At 58.7% G+C, this 24,074-nt stretch carries 21 protein-coding genes; 12 read left to right on the top strand and 9 right to left on the bottom strand.

Features of this window, described 5'->3' with window-relative positions:
* From yieE to cirA, 5 genes are all read left to right on the top strand, one after another.
* A complete protein-coding gene (gene yieE, locus EC836_RS16550; protein WP_123335071.1) occupies positions 1-867 on the top strand; it encodes a DNA-binding transcriptional regulator YeiE in 867 nt (288 codons plus the stop codon).
* 170 nt (positions 868-1,037) lie between these two features.
* Positions 1,038-2,504, top strand: coding sequence for an amino acid permease (locus EC836_RS16545; RefSeq protein WP_123335069.1), 1,467 nt, complete (start codon positions 1,038-1,040; stop codon positions 2,502-2,504).
* 176 nt (positions 2,505-2,680) lie between these two features.
* Positions 2,681-3,763, top strand: a complete 1,083-nt coding sequence (locus tag EC836_RS16540; protein ID WP_123335067.1) for an iron ABC transporter permease — start codon at positions 2,681-2,683, stop codon at positions 3,761-3,763.
* Positions 3,763-4,548 (top strand): ABC transporter ATP-binding protein, encoded by a 786-nt coding sequence (locus EC836_RS16535; protein ID WP_123335064.1) that lies wholly within the window; start codon positions 3,763-3,765, stop codon positions 4,546-4,548. Before EC836_RS16540 ends, EC836_RS16535 begins: the two co-directional genes overlap by 1 nt.
* Before the next feature lie 175 nt (positions 4,549-4,723).
* Complete coding sequence (gene cirA / locus EC836_RS16530) at positions 4,724-6,706, top strand: catecholate siderophore receptor CirA (protein WP_123335062.1); 1,983 nt, start codon at positions 4,724-4,726, stop codon at positions 6,704-6,706.
* A gap of 43 nt (positions 6,707-6,749) precedes the next feature.
* Here cirA and fghA read toward each other — a convergent pair whose 3' ends face one another.
* From fghA to EC836_RS16515, 3 genes are all read right to left on the bottom strand, one after another.
* A complete protein-coding gene (gene fghA / locus EC836_RS16525) occupies positions 6,750-7,595 on the bottom strand; it encodes an S-formylglutathione hydrolase (RefSeq protein ID WP_123335060.1) in 846 nt (281 codons plus the stop codon).
* Positions 7,596-7,684: 89 nt separating this feature from the next.
* Positions 7,685-8,809 carry an S-(hydroxymethyl)glutathione dehydrogenase/class III alcohol dehydrogenase gene (locus EC836_RS16520; RefSeq protein ID WP_123335058.1) on the bottom strand — a complete coding sequence of 375 codons (1,125 nt, stop codon included), beginning with the start codon at positions 8,807-8,809 and terminating at the stop codon, positions 7,685-7,687.
* An 84-nt stretch (positions 8,810-8,893) separates the two neighbouring features.
* Positions 8,894-9,772 carry a LysR family transcriptional regulator gene (locus EC836_RS16515; RefSeq protein ID WP_123335056.1) on the bottom strand — a complete coding sequence of 293 codons (879 nt, stop codon included), beginning with the start codon at positions 9,770-9,772 and terminating at the stop codon, positions 8,894-8,896.
* Positions 9,773-9,872: 100 nt separating this feature from the next.
* On the opposite strand from EC836_RS16515, the gene EC836_RS16510 reads away from it, so the two are divergent.
* From EC836_RS16510 to mglC, 7 genes are all read left to right on the top strand, one after another.
* Positions 9,873-11,009, top strand: coding sequence for a YbfB/YjiJ family MFS transporter (locus EC836_RS16510; protein WP_123335054.1), 1,137 nt, complete (start codon positions 9,873-9,875; stop codon positions 11,007-11,009).
* Between the two features lie 125 nt (positions 11,010-11,134).
* A complete protein-coding gene (gene folE / locus EC836_RS16505) occupies positions 11,135-11,800 on the top strand; it encodes a GTP cyclohydrolase I FolE (protein WP_123335052.1) in 666 nt (221 codons plus the stop codon).
* Between the two features lie 105 nt (positions 11,801-11,905).
* A complete protein-coding gene (yeiB, locus tag EC836_RS16500; RefSeq protein ID WP_123335051.1) occupies positions 11,906-13,084 on the top strand; it encodes a DUF418 domain-containing protein YeiB in 1,179 nt (392 codons plus the stop codon).
* A gap of 136 nt (positions 13,085-13,220) precedes the next feature.
* Positions 13,221-14,261 (top strand): HTH-type transcriptional regulator GalS, encoded by a 1,041-nt coding sequence (gene galS / locus EC836_RS16495; RefSeq protein ID WP_123335049.1) that lies wholly within the window; start codon positions 13,221-13,223, stop codon positions 14,259-14,261.
* 304 nt (positions 14,262-14,565) lie between these two features.
* Positions 14,566-15,561 (top strand): galactose/glucose ABC transporter substrate-binding protein MglB, encoded by a 996-nt coding sequence (gene mglB / locus EC836_RS16490; RefSeq protein ID WP_123335047.1) that lies wholly within the window; start codon positions 14,566-14,568, stop codon positions 15,559-15,561.
* A 73-nt stretch (positions 15,562-15,634) separates the two neighbouring features.
* Positions 15,635-17,155: a galactose/methyl galactoside ABC transporter ATP-binding protein MglA gene (gene mglA / locus EC836_RS16485; protein WP_123335045.1), complete on the top strand. Its 1,521-nt coding sequence runs from the start codon at positions 15,635-15,637 to the stop codon at positions 17,153-17,155.
* 19 nt (positions 17,156-17,174) lie between these two features.
* The gene (mglC, locus tag EC836_RS16480; protein ID WP_123335043.1) at positions 17,175-18,185 is read left to right on the top strand and encodes a galactose/methyl galactoside ABC transporter permease MglC; all 1,011 of its coding nucleotides are present in this window, start codon (positions 17,175-17,177) and stop codon (positions 18,183-18,185) included.
* Between the two features lie 48 nt (positions 18,186-18,233).
* On the opposite strand, the gene EC836_RS16475 is transcribed toward mglC, so the two are convergent.
* The 6 genes from EC836_RS16475 to EC836_RS16450 all read right to left on the bottom strand — a co-directional run bounded on the left by EC836_RS16475 (position 18,234) and on the right by EC836_RS16450 (position 23,977).
* Positions 18,234-19,157, bottom strand: a complete 924-nt coding sequence (locus EC836_RS16475; RefSeq protein ID WP_123335041.1) for a DMT family transporter — start codon at positions 19,155-19,157, stop codon at positions 18,234-18,236.
* A gap of 41 nt (positions 19,158-19,198) precedes the next feature.
* Positions 19,199-19,915, bottom strand: a complete 717-nt coding sequence (sanA, locus tag EC836_RS16470; RefSeq protein WP_123335039.1) for an outer membrane permeability protein SanA — start codon at positions 19,913-19,915, stop codon at positions 19,199-19,201.
* Between the two features lie 138 nt (positions 19,916-20,053).
* Complete coding sequence (locus EC836_RS16465) at positions 20,054-21,751, bottom strand: NAD-dependent malic enzyme (protein ID WP_123335037.1); 1,698 nt, start codon at positions 21,749-21,751, stop codon at positions 20,054-20,056.
* Between the two features lie 127 nt (positions 21,752-21,878).
* Complete coding sequence (gene cdd / locus EC836_RS16460; RefSeq protein WP_123335035.1) at positions 21,879-22,769, bottom strand: cytidine deaminase; 891 nt, start codon at positions 22,767-22,769, stop codon at positions 21,879-21,881.
* A gap of 127 nt (positions 22,770-22,896) precedes the next feature.
* Positions 22,897-23,589: a CidB/LrgB family autolysis modulator gene (locus tag EC836_RS16455; protein ID WP_123335034.1), complete on the bottom strand. Its 693-nt coding sequence runs from the start codon at positions 23,587-23,589 to the stop codon at positions 22,897-22,899.
* Positions 23,582-23,977, bottom strand: a complete 396-nt coding sequence (locus EC836_RS16450) for a CidA/LrgA family protein (protein WP_123335032.1) — start codon at positions 23,975-23,977, stop codon at positions 23,582-23,584. The genes EC836_RS16455 and EC836_RS16450 overlap by 8 nt, the downstream gene beginning before the upstream one ends.
* Positions 23,978-24,074 lie beyond the last annotated feature (97 nt).

Raw genomic sequence — 24,074 nt, 5'->3', positions numbered from 1 at the left:
ATGCATATTACGTTACGCCAGCTGGAAGTGTTCACCGAGGTACTCAAAAGCGGATCGACGACTCAGGCTTCTCAGGTGCTGGCCCTGTCGCAGTCAGCGGTCAGCGCCGCGTTGGCCGATTTGGAAGGCCAGCTCGACGTTAAGCTATTCGATCGCGTGGGCAAAAGGCTGGTGATTAACGAACACGGACGCCTGCTGTATCCGCGCGCCGTCGGCCTGCTGGAGCAGGCGCAGGAGATCGAGCAGCTGTTCCGCGAGGACAACGGTTCGCTGCGCATTGCCGCCAGCAGCACCATCGGCAACTATCTGCTGCCGGGGATGATCGCCCACTACCGCCGTGATTTCCCCACGCTGCCGCTGGAACTGAGCGTGGGGAACAGCCAGGATGTGATCAATGATGTGGCGGATTTTCGCGTTGATATCGGGCTGATTGAAGGGCCGTGCCACATGCCCGATCTGATTACCGAGCCGTGGATGGAGGATGAGCTGGTGGTGTTTGCCGCGCCGGGCGCGGAGATTCTCACCCAGCCGGTGACGCTGCAAAGCCTGGCGGCCGCGCCGTGGATCCTGCGGGAGCAGGGGTCGGGTACGCGGGAAATCGTTGATTATCTGCTGCTGTCGCATCTGCCGCAGTTTGACCTGGCGCTGGAGTTAGGCAACTCCGAAGCGATCAAAAACGCGGTGCGCCACGGCATGGGCATCAGCTGCCTGTCGCGCCGGACCATCGCCGAGCAGCTGGAACTGGGGACGCTGGTCGAAGTGTCTTTGCCGCTGCCGAAACTGAAACGCACGCTGTACCGTATCTGTCACCGGCAGAAACATGTATCGAAGGCCCTGAGCCGTTTTCTCAGCTACTGCAAAGAGTAAAGGTAAGCCATCGCGGATGCGGCGGGGAAACCGCTGACGCGATCATCACGTCTTATTCTAATGATCGCCGGACGATCATGAAGCTAACTTATAACGTCGCGTTATCGCTATACGCTCCCCGGTAGTTTGTTACAATCGCGCCTCATTTTAGAAAAGCACAGCGATTAAACATGGATCATGACATAAAAACAACACAACAGCCTGGGTTAAGGCGTGAACTCAAAGCTCGTCACTTAACGATGATCGCCATTGGCGGCTCAATTGGTACCGGTCTCTTCGTCGCCTCAGGCGCAACTATTTCTCAGGCAGGACCCGGCGGAGCGCTGCTTTCCTACGCGCTGATTGGCCTGATGGTCTATTTCCTGATGACCAGCCTCGGTGAGCTGGCCGCGTATATGCCGGTATCCGGCTCATTCTCCACCTACGGCGCCAAATACGTCGAAGAAGGTTTCGGCTTCGCGCTGGGCTGGAACTACTGGTACAACTGGGCGGTGACCATCGCCGTTGACCTCGTGGCTTCGCAGCTGGTGATGAGCTGGTGGTTCCCGGACACCCCGGGCTGGATCTGGAGTGCGTTATTCCTCTGCGTGATCTTCCTGCTTAACTATATTTCGGTGAAAGGCTTCGGTGAGGCGGAATACTGGTTCTCGCTGATTAAAGTGGCCACCGTGATTATCTTTATTATCGTCGGCGTGGCGATGATCGTCGGCATTTTCCGTGGCGGCGAAAGCGCCGGCTGGCATAACTGGCAGATTGGCGATGCGCCGTTTGCCGGGGGCTTTGCGGCGATGATCGGCGTGGCGATGATTGTCGGCTTCTCCTTCCAGGGCACCGAACTGATCGGCATTGCCGCGGGTGAATCTGAAGACCCGGCTAAAAATATCCCGCGCGCGGTGCGTCAGGTGTTCTGGCGGATCCTGCTGTTCTACGTCTTTGCGATTCTGGTGATCAGCCTGATTATCCCGTACACGGACCCCAGCCTGCTGCGCAACGATGTGAAAGATATCAGCGTCAGCCCGTTCACCCTGGTCTTCCAGCACGCGGGTCTGCTGTCGGCGGCGGCGGTAATGAATGCGGTGATCCTGACGGCGGTGCTCTCGGCGGGTAACTCCGGCATGTACGCCTCAACGCGTATGCTCTACGCCCTGGCCTGCGATGGCAAAGCGCCGCGCATTTTCAGCAAGCTGTCGAAGGGCGGGGTGCCGCGCAACGCGCTGCTGGCCACCACGGTGATTGCCGGTCTGTGCTTCCTGACCTCGATCTTTGGCAACCAGACCGTCTACCTGTGGCTGCTGAACACCTCAGGCATGACCGGGTTTATCGCCTGGCTGGGTATTGCCATCAGCCATTATCGCTTCCGCAAGGGCTACGTGGCTCAGGGGCGGGATCTGGCAGATCTGCCGTACCGTTCCGGCTTCTTCCCGCTGGGGCCGATTTTCGCCTTTGTGCTGTGCCTGATCATTACTCTGGGCCAGAACTATCAGGCGTTCCTCGCCGACACCATTGACTGGTACGGCGCGGCGGCCACCTATATCGGTATCCCGCTGTTCCTGATTATCTGGTTCGGCTTTAAGCTGACGCGCGGCACGCGCTTTGTGAAATACAGCGAGATGGAATTTCCCAAATTCGATAAGTAATACTGTTGAATAACCTGAAAGGCGCGAATTTCGCGCCTTTTTTAATTCCTCACGCCGCGTTACAAATATTATTGATAAGTATTATCATTTGCTTTCTTTTTTTCTCCATAATTCCTACAATCTTGCCTTTCTCCCGGTCAGGGCACGATCCGGGCTTTCCCGAACAGGTATTGAAGATGAGTGTGACCCACGATCCCATAAAGCTATCCGACGAGACGCCGCCCGACAGTGCAATGGGGCGCTATCACCGGGTACTGAAGCACCGCCTGCTGATGATGGGGGTGCTGTTACTGGCGATCGTTGCCTCACTGATCCTCGACTTCACCCTTGGCCCGTCCGGCCTTACTCTGCACGCGCTGTGGCAAACCCTGCTTTCCCCTGAATCCGTTGATGCCGGGACCCGGGTTATCGTCTGGGATATCCGCCTGCCGTATGCGCTGATGGCGGTGGTGGTCGGCCTGGCGCTGGGGCTGGCCGGTGCCGAGATGCAAACCATCCTCAATAACCCGCTGGCCAGTCCGTTTACGCTCGGTGTTTCTTCCGCCGCCGCCTTCGGTGCCGCGCTGGCGATTGTGCTGGGCATCGGTATTCCCGGCATTCCCGACCAGTGGTTTATCTCCGCCAACGCCTTCGTCTTCGCGCTGTTTGCCGCGCTGATGCTGGATGCGGTCACCCGCTGGACCAAGGTCGCCACCTCCGGCGTGGTGCTGTTCGGCATCGCGCTGGTGTTTACCTTTAACGCGCTGGTGTCGATGATGCAGTTTATCGCCAGCGAAGATACGTTACAGGGCCTGGTGTTCTGGACCATGGGCAGCCTGGCGCGCGCCTCGTGGGACAAGCTGGGCGTGCTGTGCCTGGCGCTGCTGATTCTGGTGCCGCTGTCGCTGCTTAGTTCGTGGAAGCTGACGGCGCTGCGCCTCGGTGAAGATCGCGCGGTCAGCTTCGGCATTGACGTGCGCCGCCTGCGCCTGGCCACCCTGCTGCGCATCAGCATTCTCTCCGCGCTGTCGGTGGCCTTTGTCGGACCTATTGGTTTTATCGGCCTGGTGGCCCCGCACATCGCGCGCATGATTTTCGGTGAAGATCACCGCTTCTATCTGCCCGCCAGTGCGCTGACCGGTGCGCTGGTGCTGTCGATGGCCTCCGTCGTCTCGAAGAACATTATCCCCGGGGTGATCATTCCGGTTGGCATCGTCACCTCGCTGGTCGGCGTGCCGTTCTTCCTGAGTATTATTCTGCGCCATCGGGGGAATATCTGATGCAGGGACTGACAATCAGCGGCTTCAACGCCGGTTATCCAAAGCGCCAGATCATCACTAACCTCAATGTGCCTCTGCTGCCGCGCGGGAAAATCACCGTGCTGCTGGGGCCGAACGGCTGCGGTAAGTCAACGCTGCTGCGTTCGCTGGCGGGCCTGAACCGCGCGAAAGGTGAAATGTGGCTTAACGGTGAAGAGCTGATGACGCTGCCGTTTGCACAGCGCGCCAGCCGCGTGGTGTATCTGCCGCAGTCGCTGCCTGCCGGGGTACACCTGCACGTGCTGGAGTCGATTATCGTCGCCCAGCGGGCCTCCGGCGGGCGCAGCAGCGCGGCCAGCGAAGCCGAAGTGATGGATCTGCTGGAGCAGCTGGGCATCGCGCATCTGGCGATGAGCTATCTCGACCAGCTTTCGGGCGGCCAGAAGCAGCTGGTGGGGTTGGCGCAATCGCTAATCCGCCGCCCGGGCCTGCTGCTGCTTGATGAGCCGCTCAGCGCGCTGGATTTAAATTATCAGTTCCACGTGATGGAGCTGGTGCGCCGTGAAACGGAGAAGCGAAATATCGTCACCGTAGTGGTGGTACACGATATCAATATCGCCCTGCGACACGGCCAGCATGTATTAATGCTGCAAAACGGTGAACTGATTGCCGATGGTTTACCGGAAGACGTGATTACTCCGGAGAGTCTTGCGCGCGTGTACGGCGTTCGTGGTCGAATTGAACGCTGTACGTTGGGAACGCCGCAGGTCTTGATTGATGGATTAGTAGAAGCACCCTCTTTTTAGTTCTGGCAAGCGCGCGCCGCAGCCCGTCCAGCTCCGGCAATTCAAAGCGCAGGATAAGCGTCAATTAACCGGAATATAACCGGAAAACCGAGCGGATAAACTCCGCCGATTAAGACAGTTACGGTATTTGCCGTAGCCATTTCGCTGTTATTGCTTTGCATTCATGGAGAAAGTTATGTTTAGGTTGAACCCTGTAATGCGCGGGGGCCTCTGCGCGTCTGTTATAATGATGTCCTTCCCGCTGCTGGCTGAAGACGTTGAAGCTGAAGAAAAACAACGTGAACAGCAGATGGTGGTTACCGCTTCGGCCACCGAAGTGAATCTGAAAGATGCACCTGCCAGTATCAGCGTGATCACCGCCGAAGATATCCAGCGCCGTCCGGTGCAGAATCTGCGCGATGTGCTGCGCGACGTTCCCGGCGTGCAGCTGACTAACGAGGGCGATAACCGTAAGGGCGTCAGCCTGCGCGGCCTCAACAGCAGCTATACGCTGATTCTGGTCGACGGCAAGCGCGTCAACTCGCGTAACGCCGCCTTCCGCCACAACGATTTCGACCTTAACTGGATCCCGGCCGATGCCATTGAGCGCATCGAAGTGGTTCGCGGGCCGATGTCATCGCTGTACGGTTCAGACGCGCTGGGCGGCGTGGTGAACATTATCACCCGTAAAGTGGGCAAAGCCTGGCATGGTACACTGAGCGCGGACACCACCGTACAGGAACACCGCGATCGCGGCGACAGCTACAACGGCAGCTTCTTTACCAGCGGTCCGCTGATTGACGATCTGCTGGGTGTGAAGGTATACGGCAACCTCGGCAAGCGCGAAAAAGACAAACAGCAGCCGTCCGACACCGGGGCTAACGGCCTGTCGCCGCGCATTGAGGGCTACACCAACCGCAACACTAACGTGGAATTCGCGCTGACCCCGACCAAAGAGCAGGATATCAGCCTGGGTTACGGCTTCGACCGCCAGGACCGTGACTCCGACTCGCTGGATAAAAACCGTATCGAACGCCAGAACTATTCTCTTGGCCATAACGGTCGCTGGGACTGGGGTAACACCGAGCTGCGTTTCTACGGCGATCGCGTGGAAAACTACAACAGCAGCGCCGGTAATGCGGTAGCGAGAAACAACTCGCTGGACGGCAAGCTGGTTCTGCCGCTGGCGGACATCAACCAGATGCTGACCTTCGGCGGCGAAGTGCGCCACGATAAGCTGGAAGACAGCGGCACCCTGAAGGGCAGCGGCAAAACCTCCGCCAGCCAGTACGCGCTGTTTGTGGAAGACGAGTGGCGGATTATTGACTCGCTGGCGCTGACCACCGGCGTGCGTATGGACGATCACCAGACCTTTGGCGATCACTGGAGCCCGCGTGCCTACCTGGTGTACAACGCCACCGATACCATCACCGTGAAGGGCGGCTGGGCTAACGCCTTTAAAGCGCCTTCACTGCTGCAGCTCAGCCCGGACTGGCAGAGCGGTTCCTGCCGCGGCAGCTGTACCATTGTCGGCAGCAAAGAGCTGAAGCCGGAAACCAGCGAAAGCTTCGAACTGGGCCTGTACTACGCCGGGGAAGAAGGGCTGCTGGAGGGCGTGACCGGCAGCGTAACCGCCTTCCAGAACAACGTTGACGATATGATCGATATCGCCCGTACGTCCAACGCCGCGCTGGCACCAACCTACCCGAACTACGTGGGCGTGGATGACAACGGCAATCCGACGTTCCGCTACTACAACGTCAACAAGGCACGTATCACCGGTCTGGAAACCGAAGTCGCGGTGCCGTTCAACGACCAGTGGAAGCTGACGCTGAACTACACCTACACCGACGGGCGTAACCTGAGCGGCGGCGGCAACAAACCGCTGCAGGAACTGCCGCTGCACACCGCCAACAGCACCCTGGACTGGAAGCCGCTGCAGGATTGGTCATTCTTCCTGCAGGCAAACTACTCCGGCCAGCGCCGTTCACTGACCGCAGACGGCCCGACGCCGGGCGGCTACGTGATGTGGAATACCGGAGGAGCCTGGCAGGCGACCAAAGCGGTTAAGCTGCGCGCCGGGGTGATGAACCTGGGTGATAAAGACCTCAACCGCGACGACTACACCTTCAACGAAGACGGCCGTCGTTACTTTGCCGCGGTAGATTACACCTTCTAATCTCCGCCGGGGCCAGCGGCGCAAGCCGCTGGCCCCGCTTCATTTACGACACCAGCAGATATCTGGCGTGGAAGCGCAAATGGTCCTCGACGAAGCTGCTGATAAAGAAGTAGCTGTGATCGTAACCTGGCTGCACGCGCACGGTCAGTGGGAAGTCCACCTCACGGGCAATCTCCTCCAGGCGTTCAGGCCGCAGCTGATCGGCAAGGAACTGGTCGCTGTCACCCTGATCGATCAGCACCGGTAACTGGTTAGCGCTGTTACGCATCAGCCAGCAGCTGTCATATTCCTTCCAGCTTTCAACATCATCGCCCAGATAGGCGCGGAACGCTTTTTGTCCCCACGGCACTTCCAGCGGGTTAACAATAGGCGCAAACGCCGAGGCCGAACTGAAGCGGCCCGGATTGCGCAGCGCGATGGTCAGCGCACCGTGTCCGCCCATCGAGTGACCCATAATGGCCTGACGGTCGCTGACGCTGAAGTTACCGGCAATCAGCGCGGGCAGCTCGCTGTTGATATAGTCGTACATTTTGAAATTCGCCGACCACGGTTCCTGGGTGGCGTTGAGGTAGAACCCTGCGCCCTGGCCGAGATCGTAACCTTCATCGTTGGCCACGCCTTCCCCGCGCGGGCTGGTATCCGGCATTACCAGAACCAGCCCCAGCTCTGCCGCCACGCGCTGTGCGCCGGACTTCACGCTGAAGTTTTCATCGGTGCAGGTTAAACCGGCGAGGCACCAGACCACCGGCGGCGGGGTGCCGTCTTTCGGGCCGGGTAAGAAAATGCTAAAGGTCATGGTGCAGTTGAGGCTGGTGGACTGATGGCGGTAGCGCTGCTGCCAGCCGCCGTACAGCCGGTGTTCTTCAAGTAGCTCCAGAGTGGATGGCATGTATTCTCCTGATGTGTTCTGTCGTCGTTCAGAGTCAGGCCCGTTTGCGCGGGCCTGACTCTGACTATAGCTTACCGGTGCGCGGCTTATTATTTGTTAAAATGCACCACGGTACGGATCGACTTGCCGGAGTGCATCAGCTCGAACGCCTCGTTGATGTCTTCCAGCGGCATGGTGTGGGTAATAAAGTCGTTCAGCTGGAACTCGCCGTTCATGTAGCGATCGACGATGCCCGGCAGCTGCGAACGGCCTTTAACGCCGCCGAACGCGGAGCCGCGCCATACGCGGCCGGTCACCAGCTGGAAAGGACGGGTAGCGATCTCTTCACCTGCACCGGCCACGCCGATAATCACCGATTCGCCCCAGCCCTTGTGGCAGCATTCCAGCGCGGAACGCATCACGTTCACGTTGCCGATGCACTCGAAGGAGAAGTCCACGCCGCCATCGGTCATCTCAACGATCACGTCCTGAATCGGCTTGTCGAAATCTTTCGGGTTGATCAGATCGGTTGCGCCCAGCTTGGTGGCCAGATCGAACTTGCTGGTATTGATATCAATACCGATGATGCGACCGGCTTTCGCCATTTTTGCGCCAATAATCGCCGACAGGCCGATACCGCCCAGGCCGAAGATCGCCACGGTGTCGCCTTCTTTCACTTTCGCGGTGTTCAGTACGGCACCCATGCCGGTGGTTACGCCGCAGCCCAGCAGGCAGACTTCTTCCAGCGGGGCCTCTTTGCTGATTTTCGCCAGCGAGATTTCCGGTACCACGGTGTACTCGGAGAAGGTCGACGTGCCCATGTAGTGGAAGATCGGCTGGCCGTCTTTGAAGAAGCGGGTAGTCCCGTCCGGCATCAGACCTTTACCCTGGGTGGCGCGGATCGCCTGGCAGAGGTTGGTCTTGCCGGACAGACAGAATTTACATTTGCCGCATTCCGGTGTGTACAGCGGGATCACGTGATCGCCCACGGCGACGCTGGTCACGCCTTCGCCCACGGCTTCAACAATGCCGCCGCCTTCGTGACCCAGTACCGCCGGGAACACGCCCTCAGGATCTTTACCCGACAGGGTATAGGCGTCGGTGTGGCACACGCCGGTGGCGGTAATGCGCACCAGCACTTCGCCTTTCTGCGGCGGCATCAGATCCAGTTCTTCAATCTTCAGCGGTTCACCGGCGGCCCAGGCTACGGCGGCACGTGTTTTAATCATTTGCATTTCAGGCTCCTGTCAGTCACTCCGATCCGGTGAATTCCGGTCGTGAGCAGGGTGTTTAAGGTTAAGGGGACGTGATAAGCCCGGTCAGTCGCTGGACTTATTATCAAACTGTTCAATAATCAGGTACTTCAGTGCTTCAACATTCGGCGTGAAGGCATCCCGTCGCCACACCAGCCGGGTGTCGGTATCGCGGAATTTCGCCGGCAGCGGATGCTTGCGCACGCGTTCATGGCCCGGCAACAGCGTCAGCACGCCCTCCGGCAGCAGGGCAATGCCGCCGCCGCTGGCGACGCAGGCCAGCATGGCGTGATAGGACGGAATATCCATCACCGGCCCGTGCTGCACACCGTCGGCAAGAAACCAGTTTTCAAAGCGCTGGCGGTACGAGCAGCTGGGGCGAAAGGTAAACAGCGTGGCTCCGGCCGCGTCCGCCGGGCTGGCGATTGGCGGATGCTCAAGGCTGCTGATCAGCACCAGCCGTTCGGAAAAGGCCACGCAGCTGTTCAGCTCGTCCATATTGATCGGTCCGTCGGACAGCGCGGCGGCCAGCGTGCCTGCGCGCACCTGTTCGAGGATCTCGCCGGAGGTGCCGGTGGTCAGCGACAGCGTGACGTTTCGGTAACGCTGATGGAATTCGGCCAGCAGCGAGGGGAGGCGGCTGGCGGCGGTGCTTTCCATCGATCCCAGCGCAAAGTGCCCGGCAGGTTCGCCGCCGTGGGCCATCGCCATCGCTTCGGCGCTCAGTGCCAGAATGCGCTGCGCGTAGCAGAGAAAGTTATGCCCCATCGGCGATAGCCGCAGGCGCTGCTTCTCGCGGATAAACAGGTCCGTGCCGAGCTCCTCTTCCAGCTGACGCAGGCGAGTGGTGAGATTCGAGGGCACGCGGTTAAGCTGTTCCGCCGCGCGGACAACGGAGCCGCTGTCGGCAACGGCGCAGAACATTTTAAGCTGGGTCAGATCCATATTCTTTTTTCGTAAGCAACTTGGTGTGAATTATTCACTTTTTGAGAGTTTACCGATCGCATAGACTACTGGCAATGAAAATCGGGCACGGGAGAACAAAATGGCCGTTCGTGTGGCATTCAGCGCATTTCTGGCGCTGGTAGTAGCGATGGGGATCGGGCGCTTTGCCTTTACCCCCCAGGTGCCTTTAATGATAGACGATCGCCAGCTGTCGCTGACCAGCGCGGCGGTGGTCGCCGCCCTAAACTATCTTGGCTATCTGTTTGGCTCCTGGGACGCGATGCGCGCCACCCGCCGGGTGGAGTGGCGCCTGCAGGCCGGGATTTGGGGGGCGGTGACGCTGACGCTGCTATCCGCCTGCGTGGCGGGGCCGTGGTGGCACGGCGTGGTGCGTTTTCTGATCGGCTGGGCCAGCGGCTGGGCGATGGTGCTGATCGCCGCGTGGAGTAATGAACAGCTGCACCACTACGGGCGACCTAGCCTGAGTGCGGCGGTGTTTGCCGGGCCGGGCACCGGGATTTTCCTCAGCGGCATGCTGGCGGTGGTGCTGCATCACTGGCAGATCGATGCCGCGATGGCCTGGCTGGCCTACGGCGTGATGGCGCTGCTGCTGGTGCTGTTGATTGCCCGCAACCTGCCGCGCAGCGGCCAGCTGCACCGCCCGGAAACCGCGCCGGAACCGCTGAAGCTGACCGCCGGGCTGAAAAAACTGATGTGGAGCTACAGCCTTGCGGGGTTCGGTTATATCCTGCCGGCGACGTTCCTGTCGCAGATGGCGGCGGCGCGCTTCCCGGGCAGCGCCTTTGCGCAGTTTGCCTGGCCGGTGTTTGGCGGCGCGGCGGTGCTGGGCATTATCGCGGGCATTCTGATCCGCCGCTACGGCCACAGCAATCGGCGCCTGGCGTACGTGCTGGTGCTACAGGCTATCGGCGTCTTCGTCTCCGGCCTGCTGCCGGGGATCGGCGGGCTGGTGCTCGGTGCGGTGCTGGTCGGCGGCGGCTTCCTCTGCGTGGTGCAGCTCTCCCTGCAGTACGGTCGTGAACTGGCACCCCGGCATACCCGCTATCTGGCCGGGCTGCTGACCACCGGCTATGCGCTCGGCCAGCTGGTGGGGCCGTTGCTGTCGGCGATATCCACCGCCTTAACCGGACGGCTGGAACCGGCGCTGTACGTGGCGGGCGTTGCGCTGCTGGTGGCCGCCGCGCTGGTCTGGCGGCGCGATGCGGCGGCTGAATGAAACAGTTTCATCGACAATTAAATTGATTCACTGGATCGCGCGCCGAATGTATTACAAAATACCGCCTCAGAAATTTCGCCGGGCCCGTTGCGCCCGGCTGGTCACCTGCTGGAGAAGAGAATCACATGGCGACGTTGAGTCAGGAAGCCGCACTTGTTCATGAAGCACTGCTTGCTCGTGGGCTGGAAACCCCGTTACGCGCCCCGGTGCGTGAAATGGATGACGACACCCGCAGACAGCTGATTGCCGGCCATATGACCGAAATTATGCAGCTGCTGAACCTCGATCTGGAAGATGACAGCCTGCGTGAAACTCCGCAGCGTATTGCCAAAATGTACGTGAACGAGGTGTTTTCCGGCCTAGATTACGCCAACTTCCCGAAAATCACCGTGATCGAAAATAAGATGAAGGTTGATGAAATGGTGACGGTGCGTGATATCACGCTGACCAGCACCTGTGAGCATCACTTCGTGATTATCGACGGTAAGGCCACCGTAGCCTATATCCCGAAAGATAAGGTGATTGGCCTGTCGAAGATCAACCGCATCGTGCAGTTCTTCTCCTCGCGCCCACAGGTGCAGGAACGCCTGACGCAGCAGATCCTCGTGGCACTGCAAACGCTGCTCGGCACCAACAACGTGGCGGTATCCATCGACGCGGTGCATTACTGCGTGAAGGCGCGCGGTATTCGCGATGCTACCAGCGCCACCACCACCACCTCTCTGGGCGGGCTGTTCAAGTCCAGCCAGAACACCCGGCAGGAGTTCCTGCGTGCGGTGCGTCACAGCTGATTGACAGCCTGAGGCGACATCCTGCACTGTAGGGGCAGGCCGGTTCCGCCGGTCTGCCCGTTGTCGATCCACGCCCGGGCGACCCGAAGAGATGAACCTCCCTGGATGAATGCACCCGTAACCCGTATTGCCACGCTGGATTTTATCCGCGGGGTCGCCATTCTCGGCATCCTGCTACTGAATATCACCTCCTTTGCCTTACCGAAAGCCGCCTACCTGAACCCGGCCTGGCACGGCATGCCCGCGGCCTCCGAGCTATGGGTCTGGTCGGCGATGGATCTGCTGGCGCAGGCGAAATTCCTCACCCTGTTCGCCATTCTGTTCGGTGCCGGATTACAGATGCTGCTGCCGCGCGGCAAGCGCTGGCTACAGTCGCGGCTGTCGTGGCTGGTGATCTTCGGCTTGCTGCACGGCCTGCTGCTGTGGGAAGGGGATATCCTGCTGGCGTACGGCCTGGTGGGGCTGGTGGTATGGCGGATGATCCGCGACGTGCCCGGCACGCGACAGCTGTTTAATACCGGCCTGATGCTGTACGTGGTCGGCAGCGCCATTCTGGTGGTGCTGGGGATGGCCTCGGGGCCGAATCCCAACAGTTCATGGCTGCCCGGCGCCGCCGACGTGCAGTATGAAACTTTCTGGCGCACCCACGGCGGCTGGGAAGCGCTGCGCAACCGACTGGATATGCTGGGATCGGCGCTGATGGCGCTGGCGGCGCAGTACGGCTGGCAGCTGGCGGGCCTGATGATGTGCGGCGCGTCGCTGATGCGCAGCGGCTGGCTGCGGGGCACGTTCAGCGTGCAGCACTATCGCCGCACCGGCTGGCTGCTGGTGCTTGCCGGGATGGCGATTGAAATCCCGTCGATTGCCCTGCAGTGGATGACCGGCTGGAGCTTCCGCTGGTCGGGCTTTTTCCTGCAGGTGCCGCGCGAAGTCAGCGCGCCATTACAGGCGCTGGGCTATGCTGCGCTCTGCTTCGGCTACTGGCCGCAGCTTCAGCGGCGGTTTATCACCAGGGCGGTCAGCGCCGTCGGGCGAATGGCGCTCAGCAACTACCTGCTGCAGACGCTGATCTGCACCACGCTGTTTAACCATTTTGCGCTGTTCAACCACTTCAGCCGCCTGCAGCTGCTGGCGATCGTGCCCGCCGTCTGGGCGGTTAACCTGCTGTTTTCACTCTGCTGGTTGCGTCTGTTCCGCCAGGGGCCGCTGGAGTGGCTGTGGCGCAGGCTGACCTCGCTGGGCCTGACGCCGCTGGCAGAAGATGACAGGCATCACAAAGGTTAAAACTTTGTATGTAACCGTTTTCAGCCGTGTGACGCAATTCACGAAGATGGCGCGGCCTGACTGACAAAATAGACGGCAGAAACGCGTCAAGGTCAGGAAGGGCTATGCAAAATCTAATCTTCTGCGGTAATCGGTCATGATTACCATTCGTGATGTGGCCCGTGAGGCGGGCGTCTCCGTGGCAACCGTCTCCCGCGTGCTGAACAACAGTGCGGCCGTCACCGGTGAAACCCGCGATGTCGTATTAAAAATCGTTGAGCAGCTGGGCTATCGGCCGAACGCCAACGCGCAGGCGCTGGCCAGCCAGGTCAGCGATACCATCGGCGTGGTGGTGATGGACGTATCCGATCCCTTCTTCGGCGCGCTGGTGAAAGCGGTGGATACCGTTGCCCAGCGCCTGCACAAACATGTGCTGATCAACAACTCCTATCATCAGGCGGATAAAGAGCGCCACGCCATTGAAGTGCTGATTCGCCAGCGCTGTAACGCCCTGATTGTTCATGCAAAAGCGATGGGTGATGACGAACTGTCGTCGCTGATGCAGCAGGTGCCGGGCATGGTGTTAATCAACCGCATCATCCCCGGATTTGCCCACCGCTGCGTATGCCTGGACAACGTCAGCGGTGCGCTGATGGCGACACGCATGCTGTTACAGCACGGGCATCAGCGCATCGGCTATCTGGGATCGGCGCACCCGATTGAAGATGACGATCAGCGCCGCCACGGCTGGATGCAGGCGATGAGCGAGCAGGGCATCACCCCCGCCGAAAGCTGGTCCGCCTGCGGCGAGCCGGATTTACAGGGCGGCGAAGCGGCGATGGTGGAGCTGTTGGGGCGTAATCTGCAGCTCAGCGCGGTATTTGCCTACAACGACAGCATGGCCGCCGGTGCGCTGGCGGCGCTGAAAGACAACGGCATTGCCGTGCCGTTACAGCTTTCCGTCGTCGGATTTGATGACATTCCTATCTCACGTTACACCGACCCGCAGCTCAGTACGGTTCGTTATCCTGTTGTTTCTATGGCGAAACTGGCTACCGAACTGGCGCTGAAAGGTGCGGCGGGGCAGCTCGACCACAGCGCTCAGCACTGCTTTATGCCGACGCTGGTGCGCCGTCATTCGGTGGCGCTGCGGCAAAATGTGTCGGCCGTCACTAACTCAGGCGATTTGCTGGTGTAACCGTTTTCAATCTGTGAGTAAATTCACAGTTAATTAACATGGCCTTCTCTATGATGGCAGCGTCTGCAGGGGCTGAAACATGATGTAACGACAGGGCTGGCTTTCTCACTGTCGTTATCAGCCCCGCTCGGTAAGTTTACATACAGCATTCAGGAAGCCTTTCCGCACACGGACGTCGGGTTTGGTGTTAGCCATAGTCGGCCCGCGCAACAACTTCTGTTTCGCCGCCCACGAATCGATCGCCACGCGAGCACGCCGTGCCCGCATTGCGTGAGTACTACCCTACAAAAAAACCGGAGATACCATGAATAAGAAGGTTTTCACTCTTACCGCCCTGGTCGCCAGCATGATGTTTGGCGCCGTTGCTCACGCTGCTGATACCCGTATCGGCGTGACCATTTATAAGTATGACGACAACTTTATGTCGGTGGTGCGCAAGGCCATTGAGAAAGAAGCCAAAAACAGCTCGGACGTGCAGCTGTTGATGAATGACTCCCAGAACAGCCAGTCAACCCAGAACGACCAGGTTGACGTGATGGTGGCGAAAGGTGTGAAGGCGCTGGCCATCAACCTGGTTGACCCGGCGGCGGCTGACGTGATCATCAGCAAAGCCAAATCCAACGATATTCCTGTCGTGTTCTTCAACAAAGAGCCATCGGCGAAAGCGCTGGCCAGCTATGACAAAGCCTACTACGTCGGTACCGACTCGAAAGAGTCCGGCGTTAAGCAGGGCGAGCTGATTGAAAAACACTGGAAGGCGAATCCGGCCTGGGATCTGAACAAAGACGGCCAGATCCAGTTCGTGCTGCTGAAAGGCGAGCCGGGCCACCCGGATGCTGAAGCACGTACCAAATACGTGATCGACACCCTGAACAAAGACGGCCTGAAAACGCAGCAGCTGCATCTGGACACCGCGATGTGGGATACCGCACAGGCGAAAGATAAGATGGATGCGTGGCTCTCCGGCCCGAACGGCAACAAAATCGAAGTGGTGATTGCCAACAACGATGCGATGGCGATGGGTGCCGTTGAAGCGCTGAAGGCCCACAACAAATCTTCCGTACCGGTATTCGGCGTGGATGCACTGCCGGAAGCCCTGGCGCTGGTGAAATCCGGCGCGATGGCCGGTACCGTGCTGAACGATGCGGACAACCAGGCGAAAGCCACATTCGATATGGCGAAAAACCTGGCAGCGGGCAAACCGGCGACCGAAGGCACCAACTACAAACTGGAAGGTAAAGTGGTTCGCGTCGCTTACGTTCCGGTCGATAAAGACAATCTGTCACAGTTCGCGAAATAAGTATCACCTGGTGCGGGGCGTCCTGCCTCGCACCAGGCGTTGAATCAGGTCACCCTTTCAGCCAGGTAGAATTATGGGCAGTGATAACGTGCAAACGCAGCGCGAATTTTTGCTGGAGATGACGGATGTTAATAAGTCATTCCCGGGAGTTAAAGCGCTTGATAATGTGAATCTAAAAGTCCGTCCGCATTCAATTCACGCCTTGATGGGGGAGAATGGTGCCGGTAAGTCGACCTTATTAAAATGCCTGTTTGGCATTTACAGTAAAGACTCGGGGAGCATTATTTTTCAGGGTGAGGAAGTTAATTTCAAAAGCTCTAAAGAGGCGCTGGAAAACGGCGTGTCGATGGTGCACCAGGAATTAAACCTTGTTCTGCAACGTACCGTCATGGATAACATGTGGCTTGGCCGTTATCCAAAAAAAGGCTTCTTCGTCGATCAGGATAAAATGTATCGCGATACCAAAGCGATCTTCGACGAGCTGGATATTGATATCGATCCGCGTGACAAAGTGGTATCACTTTCCGTTTCGCAGATGCAGATGATCGAAATCGCCAAGGCTTTTTCCTATAACGCGAAAATCGTGATTATGGATGAGCCAACGTCGTCGCTGACCGAAAAAGAAGTTAACCACCTGTTTACCATTATTCGTAAACTGAAAGATCGCGGCTGCGGCATTATCTATATCTCACATAAGATGGAAGAGATCTTCCAGCTGTGTGACGAAATCACCATTCTGCGCGACGGTCAGTGGATTGCCACCCAGTCGCTGGAAGGGCTGGATATGGATAAGATTATTTCCATGATGGTCGGTCGTTCGCTTAACCAGCGTTTCCCGGATAAGCATAACGTACCGGGGGAAACCATCCTGGAAGTGCGAAACCTGACCTCGCTGCGCCAGCCGTCGATTCGCGACGTTTCCTTCGACCTGCGCAAAGGGGAAATCCTCGGTATCGCCGGACTGGTGGGGGCCAAACGTACCGATATCGTCGAGACGCTGTTCGGCATCCGCGAGAAATCGGCGGGCACAATCCGCCTGCACGGCAAGCCGATTAAGAATAACAGCGCCAACGAGGCTATTAACCACGGCTTTGCGCTGGTAACCGAAGAGCGCCGTTCAACCGGTATTTACGCCTATCTGGATATCGGCTTTAACTCGCTGATTTCGAATATCCGTAAATATAAAAATAACATCGGCCTGCTGGATAACAGCCGGATGAAAAGCGATACCCAGTGGGTGATTGACTCCATGCGGGTAAAAACCCCGGGGCATAAAACCTCTATTGGTTCGCTTTCCGGCGGTAACCAGCAAAAAGTCATTATCGGCCGCTGGCTGCTGACCCAGCCGGAAATATTAATGCTGGATGAGCCGACGCGCGGTATTGACGTTGGGGCGAAGTTTGAAATTTATCAGCTGATTGCCGAGCTGGCGAAGAAAGATAAGGGAATCATTATTATCTCCTCGGAAATGCCGGAATTATTAGGCATCACCGATCGGATACTGGTAATGAGTAATGGCCTGGTTGCAGGCATTGTCGAAACGAAAAATACCACGCAAAACGAAATATTGCGTTTGGCATCGTTGCACCTTTAATGATGTAAGGGCTGTTACTATGAATGCAGTGAATAAAAAGAATGCGCTCACCTGGTTAAAAGAGGGCGGGATTTACGTGGTGCTGCTGGTCCTGCTGGCGGTGATCATTATCCAGGATCCAACGTTTTTAAGCTTAATGAACCTGAGTAATATTCTGACCCAGTCCTCCGTGCGCGTGATTATCGCGCTGGGCGTGGCGGGGCTGATTGTCACCCAGGGTACCGACCTGTCTGCCGGCCGTCAGGTTGGCCTGGCCGCGGTAGTGGCGGCAACGCTGCTGCAGGCGATGGATAACGCCAATAAGGTGTTCCCGCATCTGGAAACCATGCCGATTGCGCTGGTGATCCTGATTGTCTGTGCGATTGGTGCGCTGATTGGCCTGGTGAACGGCCTGATTATCGCCTACCTGAAAGTGACGCCGTTTATCACCACCCTGGGCACGATGATTATCGTGTACGGCATCAACTCGCTGTACTACGACTATGTCGGCGCTTCGCCGGTGGCCGGTTTTGACGAGAAGTTCTCCACCTTTGCGCAGGGCTTTATCCGCATGGGTGACTTCAAGCTGTCCTACATCACCTTCTACGCGATTATCGCCATCTTCGTGGTGTGGATCCTGTGGAACAAAACCCGCTTCGGTAAAAACATCTTCGCCATCGGCGGCAACCCGGAAGCGGCAAAAGTGTCCGGCGTTAACGTTCCGTTCAACCTGATCCTGGTTTACGCGCTGTCCGGCGTATTCTATGCCTTCGGCGGGATGCTGGAAGCGGGCCGTATCGGCTCTGCCACCAATAACCTCGGCTTTATGTACGAGCTGGATGCGATTGCGGCCTGCGTGGTGGGCGGCGTGTCGTTTGCTGGCGGCGTGGGTACGGTTGCGGGCGTGGTGACCGGGGTGATCATCTTTACGGTCATCAACTACGGCCTGACCTATATCGGCGTGAACCCATACTGGCAGTACATCATCAAGGGCGGCATCATCATATTCGCGGTGGCGCTGGATTCCCTGAAGTACGCGCGTAAGAAGTAATCTGTTTGTGAAAAGGGCTGCGCGATGCAGCCCTTTTCCACCAATCCATTAGTCAATGGCGTCAGCCGCAGGGACCTTTCCCTTACCAAACCGCTGCGCAAGAACAGAAAGCAGCCCCGGCATACACATCCCCGTCAGAATCAGCGCACCGCCCAGCAGAACGTTGACCGACAGGCTCTCGTGCAGCAGCCAGACGGCAAACAGTGCCGAAAATACCGGCTCAAGATTGTAGATCAGCACCGCGCGGGTCGGTGAGGTGTAGCGCTGATAATGGGTCTGCACCCAGAAGGCAATCACCGTAGAAAACAGCGCCGTGACCAGCAGGGCCCACACTAGTGAACCGTCCCACGTTTGCGGGAACCACTCGCCGCCGGTGGCGTGCTGCATCAGCATAATCACCGCCGCCATAGTGGCCACCTGTAAAAACGTCAGGGCGGTATTGTCGTGGCGCACGCTGAGCTTATCCAGCGCCAGAATATGCAGCGCCGTAAACACGGAACCGATAATCACCAGCGAATCGCCCCACTGCAAATGCCAGTCGTGCATATCGGACATCACCAGCAGCCCGGCCACGCCAAACAGCACGGCGATAATCGCCGACGCGGAAGGCAGCTTGCCCGCCAGCGGGCCGGAAAGCAGCAGCACCCAGACCACCGCCAGCCCGGCAAGAAAGCCGGTATTGGATGCCGTGGTGGTTTGCAGCCCGAGGATCAGAAAGACGAAGGCCGCACCGAGCAGCAGACCCAGAGAAATGCCCGCCAGATAAGTCCGGCCGCCTATACCCGCCAGGCTTTTCGCGCTGAAGGGCAGCATCACCAGCGTGGAGAGCAGAAAACGCAGTCCCAGCACCATCAGCACCGGATGTAGGGCAACCGCCTGCTTCATTACCGGGAAGCCAATTCCCCATCCGGCGGCAACGCAAATCAGCAGCAGCTCCGCTATCCAGCGTTTGCGTGCGGTAACTTCATTCATTCGACAACTCCCGGTCCCTGACAGATTAATGCGTGTGGTGGTTACTTCCCTTTCTGCTGGATTTCCAGCAGCTGCTCCGGGGTGACGGCCGGATAGCTTTGCGCGTCTTCAGGCACTTCATGGACTGCCGGGATCGGCACCAGCGGCCCGAGGAATCGCGGTTCGCGCTTCATCAGATACAAATCGGCCAGCGCGCCAAGGCGAGCGCCCACTTCACGCAGCCGCACGCTGAGCATGTTTTTCGGTGAGGGCACCGCGTAGCACTGTGCCTGAATGCCCATATGCAGGGCGATAAACAGCGCGCGCTCGCAGTGGAAGCGCTGGGTAATAATAATAAAGTCGTTGGTGTCGAACACCTTGCGGGTGCGGACAATCGAGTCCAGGGTGCGGAATCCGGCGTAATCCAGCACGATATCGGACGGCTCCACGCCTGCCGCAATCAGGTCACGGCGCATGGTCATCGGTTCGTTATAGCTTTGCTGGGCGTTATCGCCGCTCAGCAGCAGATAGTTGACCTTGCCGCTGTTGTAGGCGTTCATCGCACCCTGAATACGATACAGGTAGTACTGATTGATGACCCCGGTGCGGTAGTACTTGGCGGTGCCCAGTACCACGCCAACCTGACGGTGGGGCAGGGATTTCAGATCGTCGTAAATATAGGGTGCGGTTTTCCAGCTCATCCAGCGATCCAGGCCAAGCGCGGTCAATACCATCAGAGCGATGATGATAATCAGACCATAAGCCAGGCGTTTGAACATACTGAACGGTGCTCGAAATAACGAAGAAAAGGTGGTTCAAGGCTACTGTAGGGAGAGAGGGGAAGCAAGCCACGGCGCTCCGTATGGCGGTTTTTCACACAAATCGCCGGGCGTAGTGTGACGCCCGGCAGATTCTTCTTAGATCGAAGTACGACGATAGTTACGATACTGCGGCAGCCAGAAGTTGGCGGCAATCGCTTTGGACAACACGTCTTCCGAGGTGACCACCGCCACGCCCGCCAGCTGTGCGGCTTTGCCCACGGCCATCGCGATCACTTTCGACACGCCCTGGATATCCTTCACTTCCGGCAGTACCGGGCCTGCGCCGTCGTTCGCCAGCGGTGAGCAGTCGGCCAGCGCGCGGCTGGCGGCCATCAGCATGCTGTCGGTCACGCGGGTAGCGCCGGAGGCAATCACCCCAAGGCCAATGCCCGGGAAGATATAGGAGTTATTGCACTGGGCAATCGGATAGGTTTTATCCTTCCAGATAGCCGGTGAGAACGGGCTGCCGGTGGCGACCAGCGCGTTACCGTCGGTCCAGGCCATAATGTCCTGCGGCGTGGCTTCCACGCGGGAAGTCGGGTTAGACAGCGGCATGATAATCGGGCGCGGGCAGTGCTTATGCATTTCACGCACGATCTCTTCGCTGAACAGGCCCGGCTGGCCGGAAACGCCGATCATAATGCTTGGACGCGCGTTGCGGACCACGTCCAGCAGCGAGAGGGAGTCGCTGCTGCTGTCCCAGCCCGCCAGGCGCTCGCTTTTCTGCACCAGCTTGCTCTGGAAGTTCAGCAGGTTGGGCAGCTTGTCGGTCAGTAGGCCAAAGCGGTCGACCATAAACACGCGGGCGCGCGCTTCGTCTTCGCTCAGTCCTTCGGATTTCATCTGGGCGATGATCTGCTCGGCGATACCGCAGCCCGCCGAACCGGCACCGAGGAACACCACATTCTGCTCGCTCAGCTTGCTGCCCGCGGCGCGGCTGGCTGCCAGCAGTGTACCCAGCGTGACGGCGGCGGTGCCCTGAATGTCGTCGTTAAAGCAGCAGACTTCATTACGATAGCGCTCCAGCAGCGGCATCGCGTTCTTCTGGGCGAAGTCTTCGAACTGCAGCAGCACGTTTGGCCAGCGGCTTTTCACGGCGGTGATGAACTCGTTGACGAAGCTGTCGTACTCTTCGCCGGTAATGCGCGGGTGGCGCCAGCCCATATACAGCGGGTCGTTCAGCAGCTGCTGATTGTTGGTGCCGACATCCAGCACCACCGGCAGGGTGTAGGCCGGGCTGATGCCGCCGCAGGCGGTGTACAGCGACAGCTTGCCGATCGGAATCCCCATGCCGCCGATGCCCTGGTCGCCCAGGCCGAGAATACGTTCACCGTCGGTCACCACGATCACTTTCACATTCTGCTTGGTGGCGTTCTGCAGCATGTCTTCGATGTTGGCGCGGTTCGGGTAGGAGATAAACAGACCGCGTGCGCGGCGGTAGATCTCTGAAAAGTGCTCACAGGCGGCACCCACCGTCGGGGTATAGATGATGGGCATCATCTCTTCCAGATGGTTGTCCAGCAGGCGGTAGAACAGGGTTTCGTTGGTGTCCTGGATATTACGTAGATAGACGTGCTTATCGTTATTGTTTTTAAAATCCTGGAACTGTCGCCAGGCGCGTTCGGCCTGTTCTTCAATCGTTTCAACCGTTTCCGGCAGCAGACCGTTGAGGTTGAAGTCATTACGCTCTTCAATGGAGAAGGCGCTGCCTTTGTTCAGCAGGGGGAATTCCAGCAGGATCGGACCGGCGTAAGGGATGTAAAGCGATCGTTTACTTTCGTATTCGAGTTCCATGCAATTCGTACTCTGGTTGCTATCGTGATGATGTGGGGCCAATCCTAAAATAAATCATCTGAAAAAACAGCTTTTGTTAATAAGTAATAACAAAAGCTGGGATCTTTCTCGAATTGCTGGCGGGTTTTTACGGCTGGATCAGGGGAATGACGCTGAAGCGGGTGCAGCCGAGTGCGGCGAGGGTGGCGCGGGTTGCGGACTGCTGGCTGAGCTTCGCTTCCGGCGATTCGGCCAGCACCGCGCGGGCAATGTTGGCGGTGGCGTAACCGGCCAGGTTCAGCAGGTTCAGCGCCCCCTGCAGCGGCGGCAGCGACGGGTTAAAGGCGGCATTTTCCGCATAGCGCCCGGCAAAGATCGCGCCATCGTTGGTTTCCAGCGCCACGCCGCTCCACGCCTGGCTGTACGGTGCATGGCTGCCGTTGGCCGCGGCCAGCGCTGCCTGCTCCAGCGCATCGCCGGAAATCGCCATGCCGTGATCGACGTCATCCATCAGCAGAGTCGTAATGTTGAGATCGCGCGGGCCAAACGAATCCGGCAGATAGTCGCCGAGCGTGGCCGCCGCACGACCCGGCAGTTCGATGGTCAGGGCGGTGCCGCTGTTCAGCTCGTTCATAAACTGGCGGCAGTGGCCGCAGGGGGTGTAGTTGACGGTGATGGCGGCCAGCGCACGCTCGCCCCGGAGCCATGCGTGCGTCACCGCACTCTGCTCGGCATGCACGGTTTGCTGCATGGTGCTGCCGCTGAACTCCATATTGGCACCGAACCACAGCGTGCCGCTGGTACCGCGAGCGATGGCTCCCACTTTGAAATCGGACAGCGCGGCCAGCGCACAGGCGGCAGCCAGCGGCAGCAGGGCAAAGGCCAGCTCGCTGTCGTCGTAGCCGCACTGCTGTTTCAGCATGGCGGCATCATCGGCGCTGATGCGGCCGGAAAAATCCACAGAGGAAATAAGCGGCCGCAGGGCAATCTGTAACGGCTCGGGAAGCGTGGCGAAGGCCGCCAGGAATCTTGGATGCATTTTAGGCCTCTTTATGCTGGATGCGGGCTCATGTTAACGAGCCGGCAGCCAGTTATATGTGATCTGCATCTCTCTGTCAGTGTAATAAATGAAATTGATATACAAATTGCGAGATCTCTCGCAAGTTTTACCCCAGCCAGTGCAGCAGAACGGGAAAAATAAACGGTGCCAGCAGCGAGGTGATGATCGCGCAAAGCACCAGCGCCAGCGAACTGAACGCCCCTTCCTGCGCATCCATCTCTACCGCGCGGGCGGTGCCGATAGCGTGCGAGGCGTTGCCGATCGCCAGCCCGCGCGCGGAGGCGGCCCGCACCCGCAGCAGATTCAGCAGCATATGACCAAACACCGCGCCCAGCACCCCGGCCATCAGCACGCAGATCGCGCTTATCGCCGGGATGCCGCCCAGCGAGCCGGAAACCGCCATGGCGATCGGCGTAGTGACCGATTTCGGCAGCAGAGTGGCGGCGATCTCGGGGGTAGCACCCAGCCACAGGGCAATTGCAGTACCGGAAATCATCGCGGTCATACTGCCGATAAAGCAGACGCTGATTATCGACTTCCAGCGGGCGCGGATCTGATGCATTTGTTCATAAAGCGGCAGCGCAAGGGCCACCACGGCGGGCTGCAGCAGGCTGTTCAGAATGGCGCTGCCCTGGAAATAGCGGGTATAGGGGATCTGCAACAGCAGCAGCAGCGGAATAATCACCGCCATCGCAATCAGCAGGGGATTCACAATGGAAATCTTCACCCGTGCCGCCAGCTGGCGCGCCGCCAGAAACACCAAGACCGTTAACGGAATGGACCACCACATATCACTCATCGCGTTCCCCCTGTGGGGCCAGCGGCTGGCGGTGCATGCGCTGCGTCAGCACGCCCACAGTGACCAGTACAATCAGCGTGCTCACCAGGCAGGAGACGACAATCGGGCCAAACTGGGCGGTAAGAATATCCATGTCGTTCATTACGCCGACGCTAATCGGCACGAACAGCAGCGCCATATAGCGGATAAACAGGCTACAGCCGGGCCGGACCCACTCAACGGGAAGGATCTGCGTGGCCAGCAGGGCGAACAGCACCAGCATGCCGATAATACTGCCGGGAATGGTCACGGGGAGCAGGCTGGAAATGCCGATACCCACATACAGGCAGAGGTAGATAATGAAAAAAGCGCGGATAAACTGCCACAGAATCAGCGGGGCGCAGCGCATGATAACCTCCTGAATTTCAGAACGTTAATCATACGATTAATTGACTTAATGCGCTACCCGGGCGGGAAGCGGCAGAAATAACAAAGGGGCGAACGGT

Source organism: Erwinia sp. JUb26 (genome assembly GCF_003751505.1).
In the GTDB taxonomy this organism is placed as follows: Bacteria; Pseudomonadota; Gammaproteobacteria; order Enterobacterales; family Enterobacteriaceae; genus Erwinia.
This window is presented reverse-complemented; position numbering and strand designations above follow the sequence as displayed.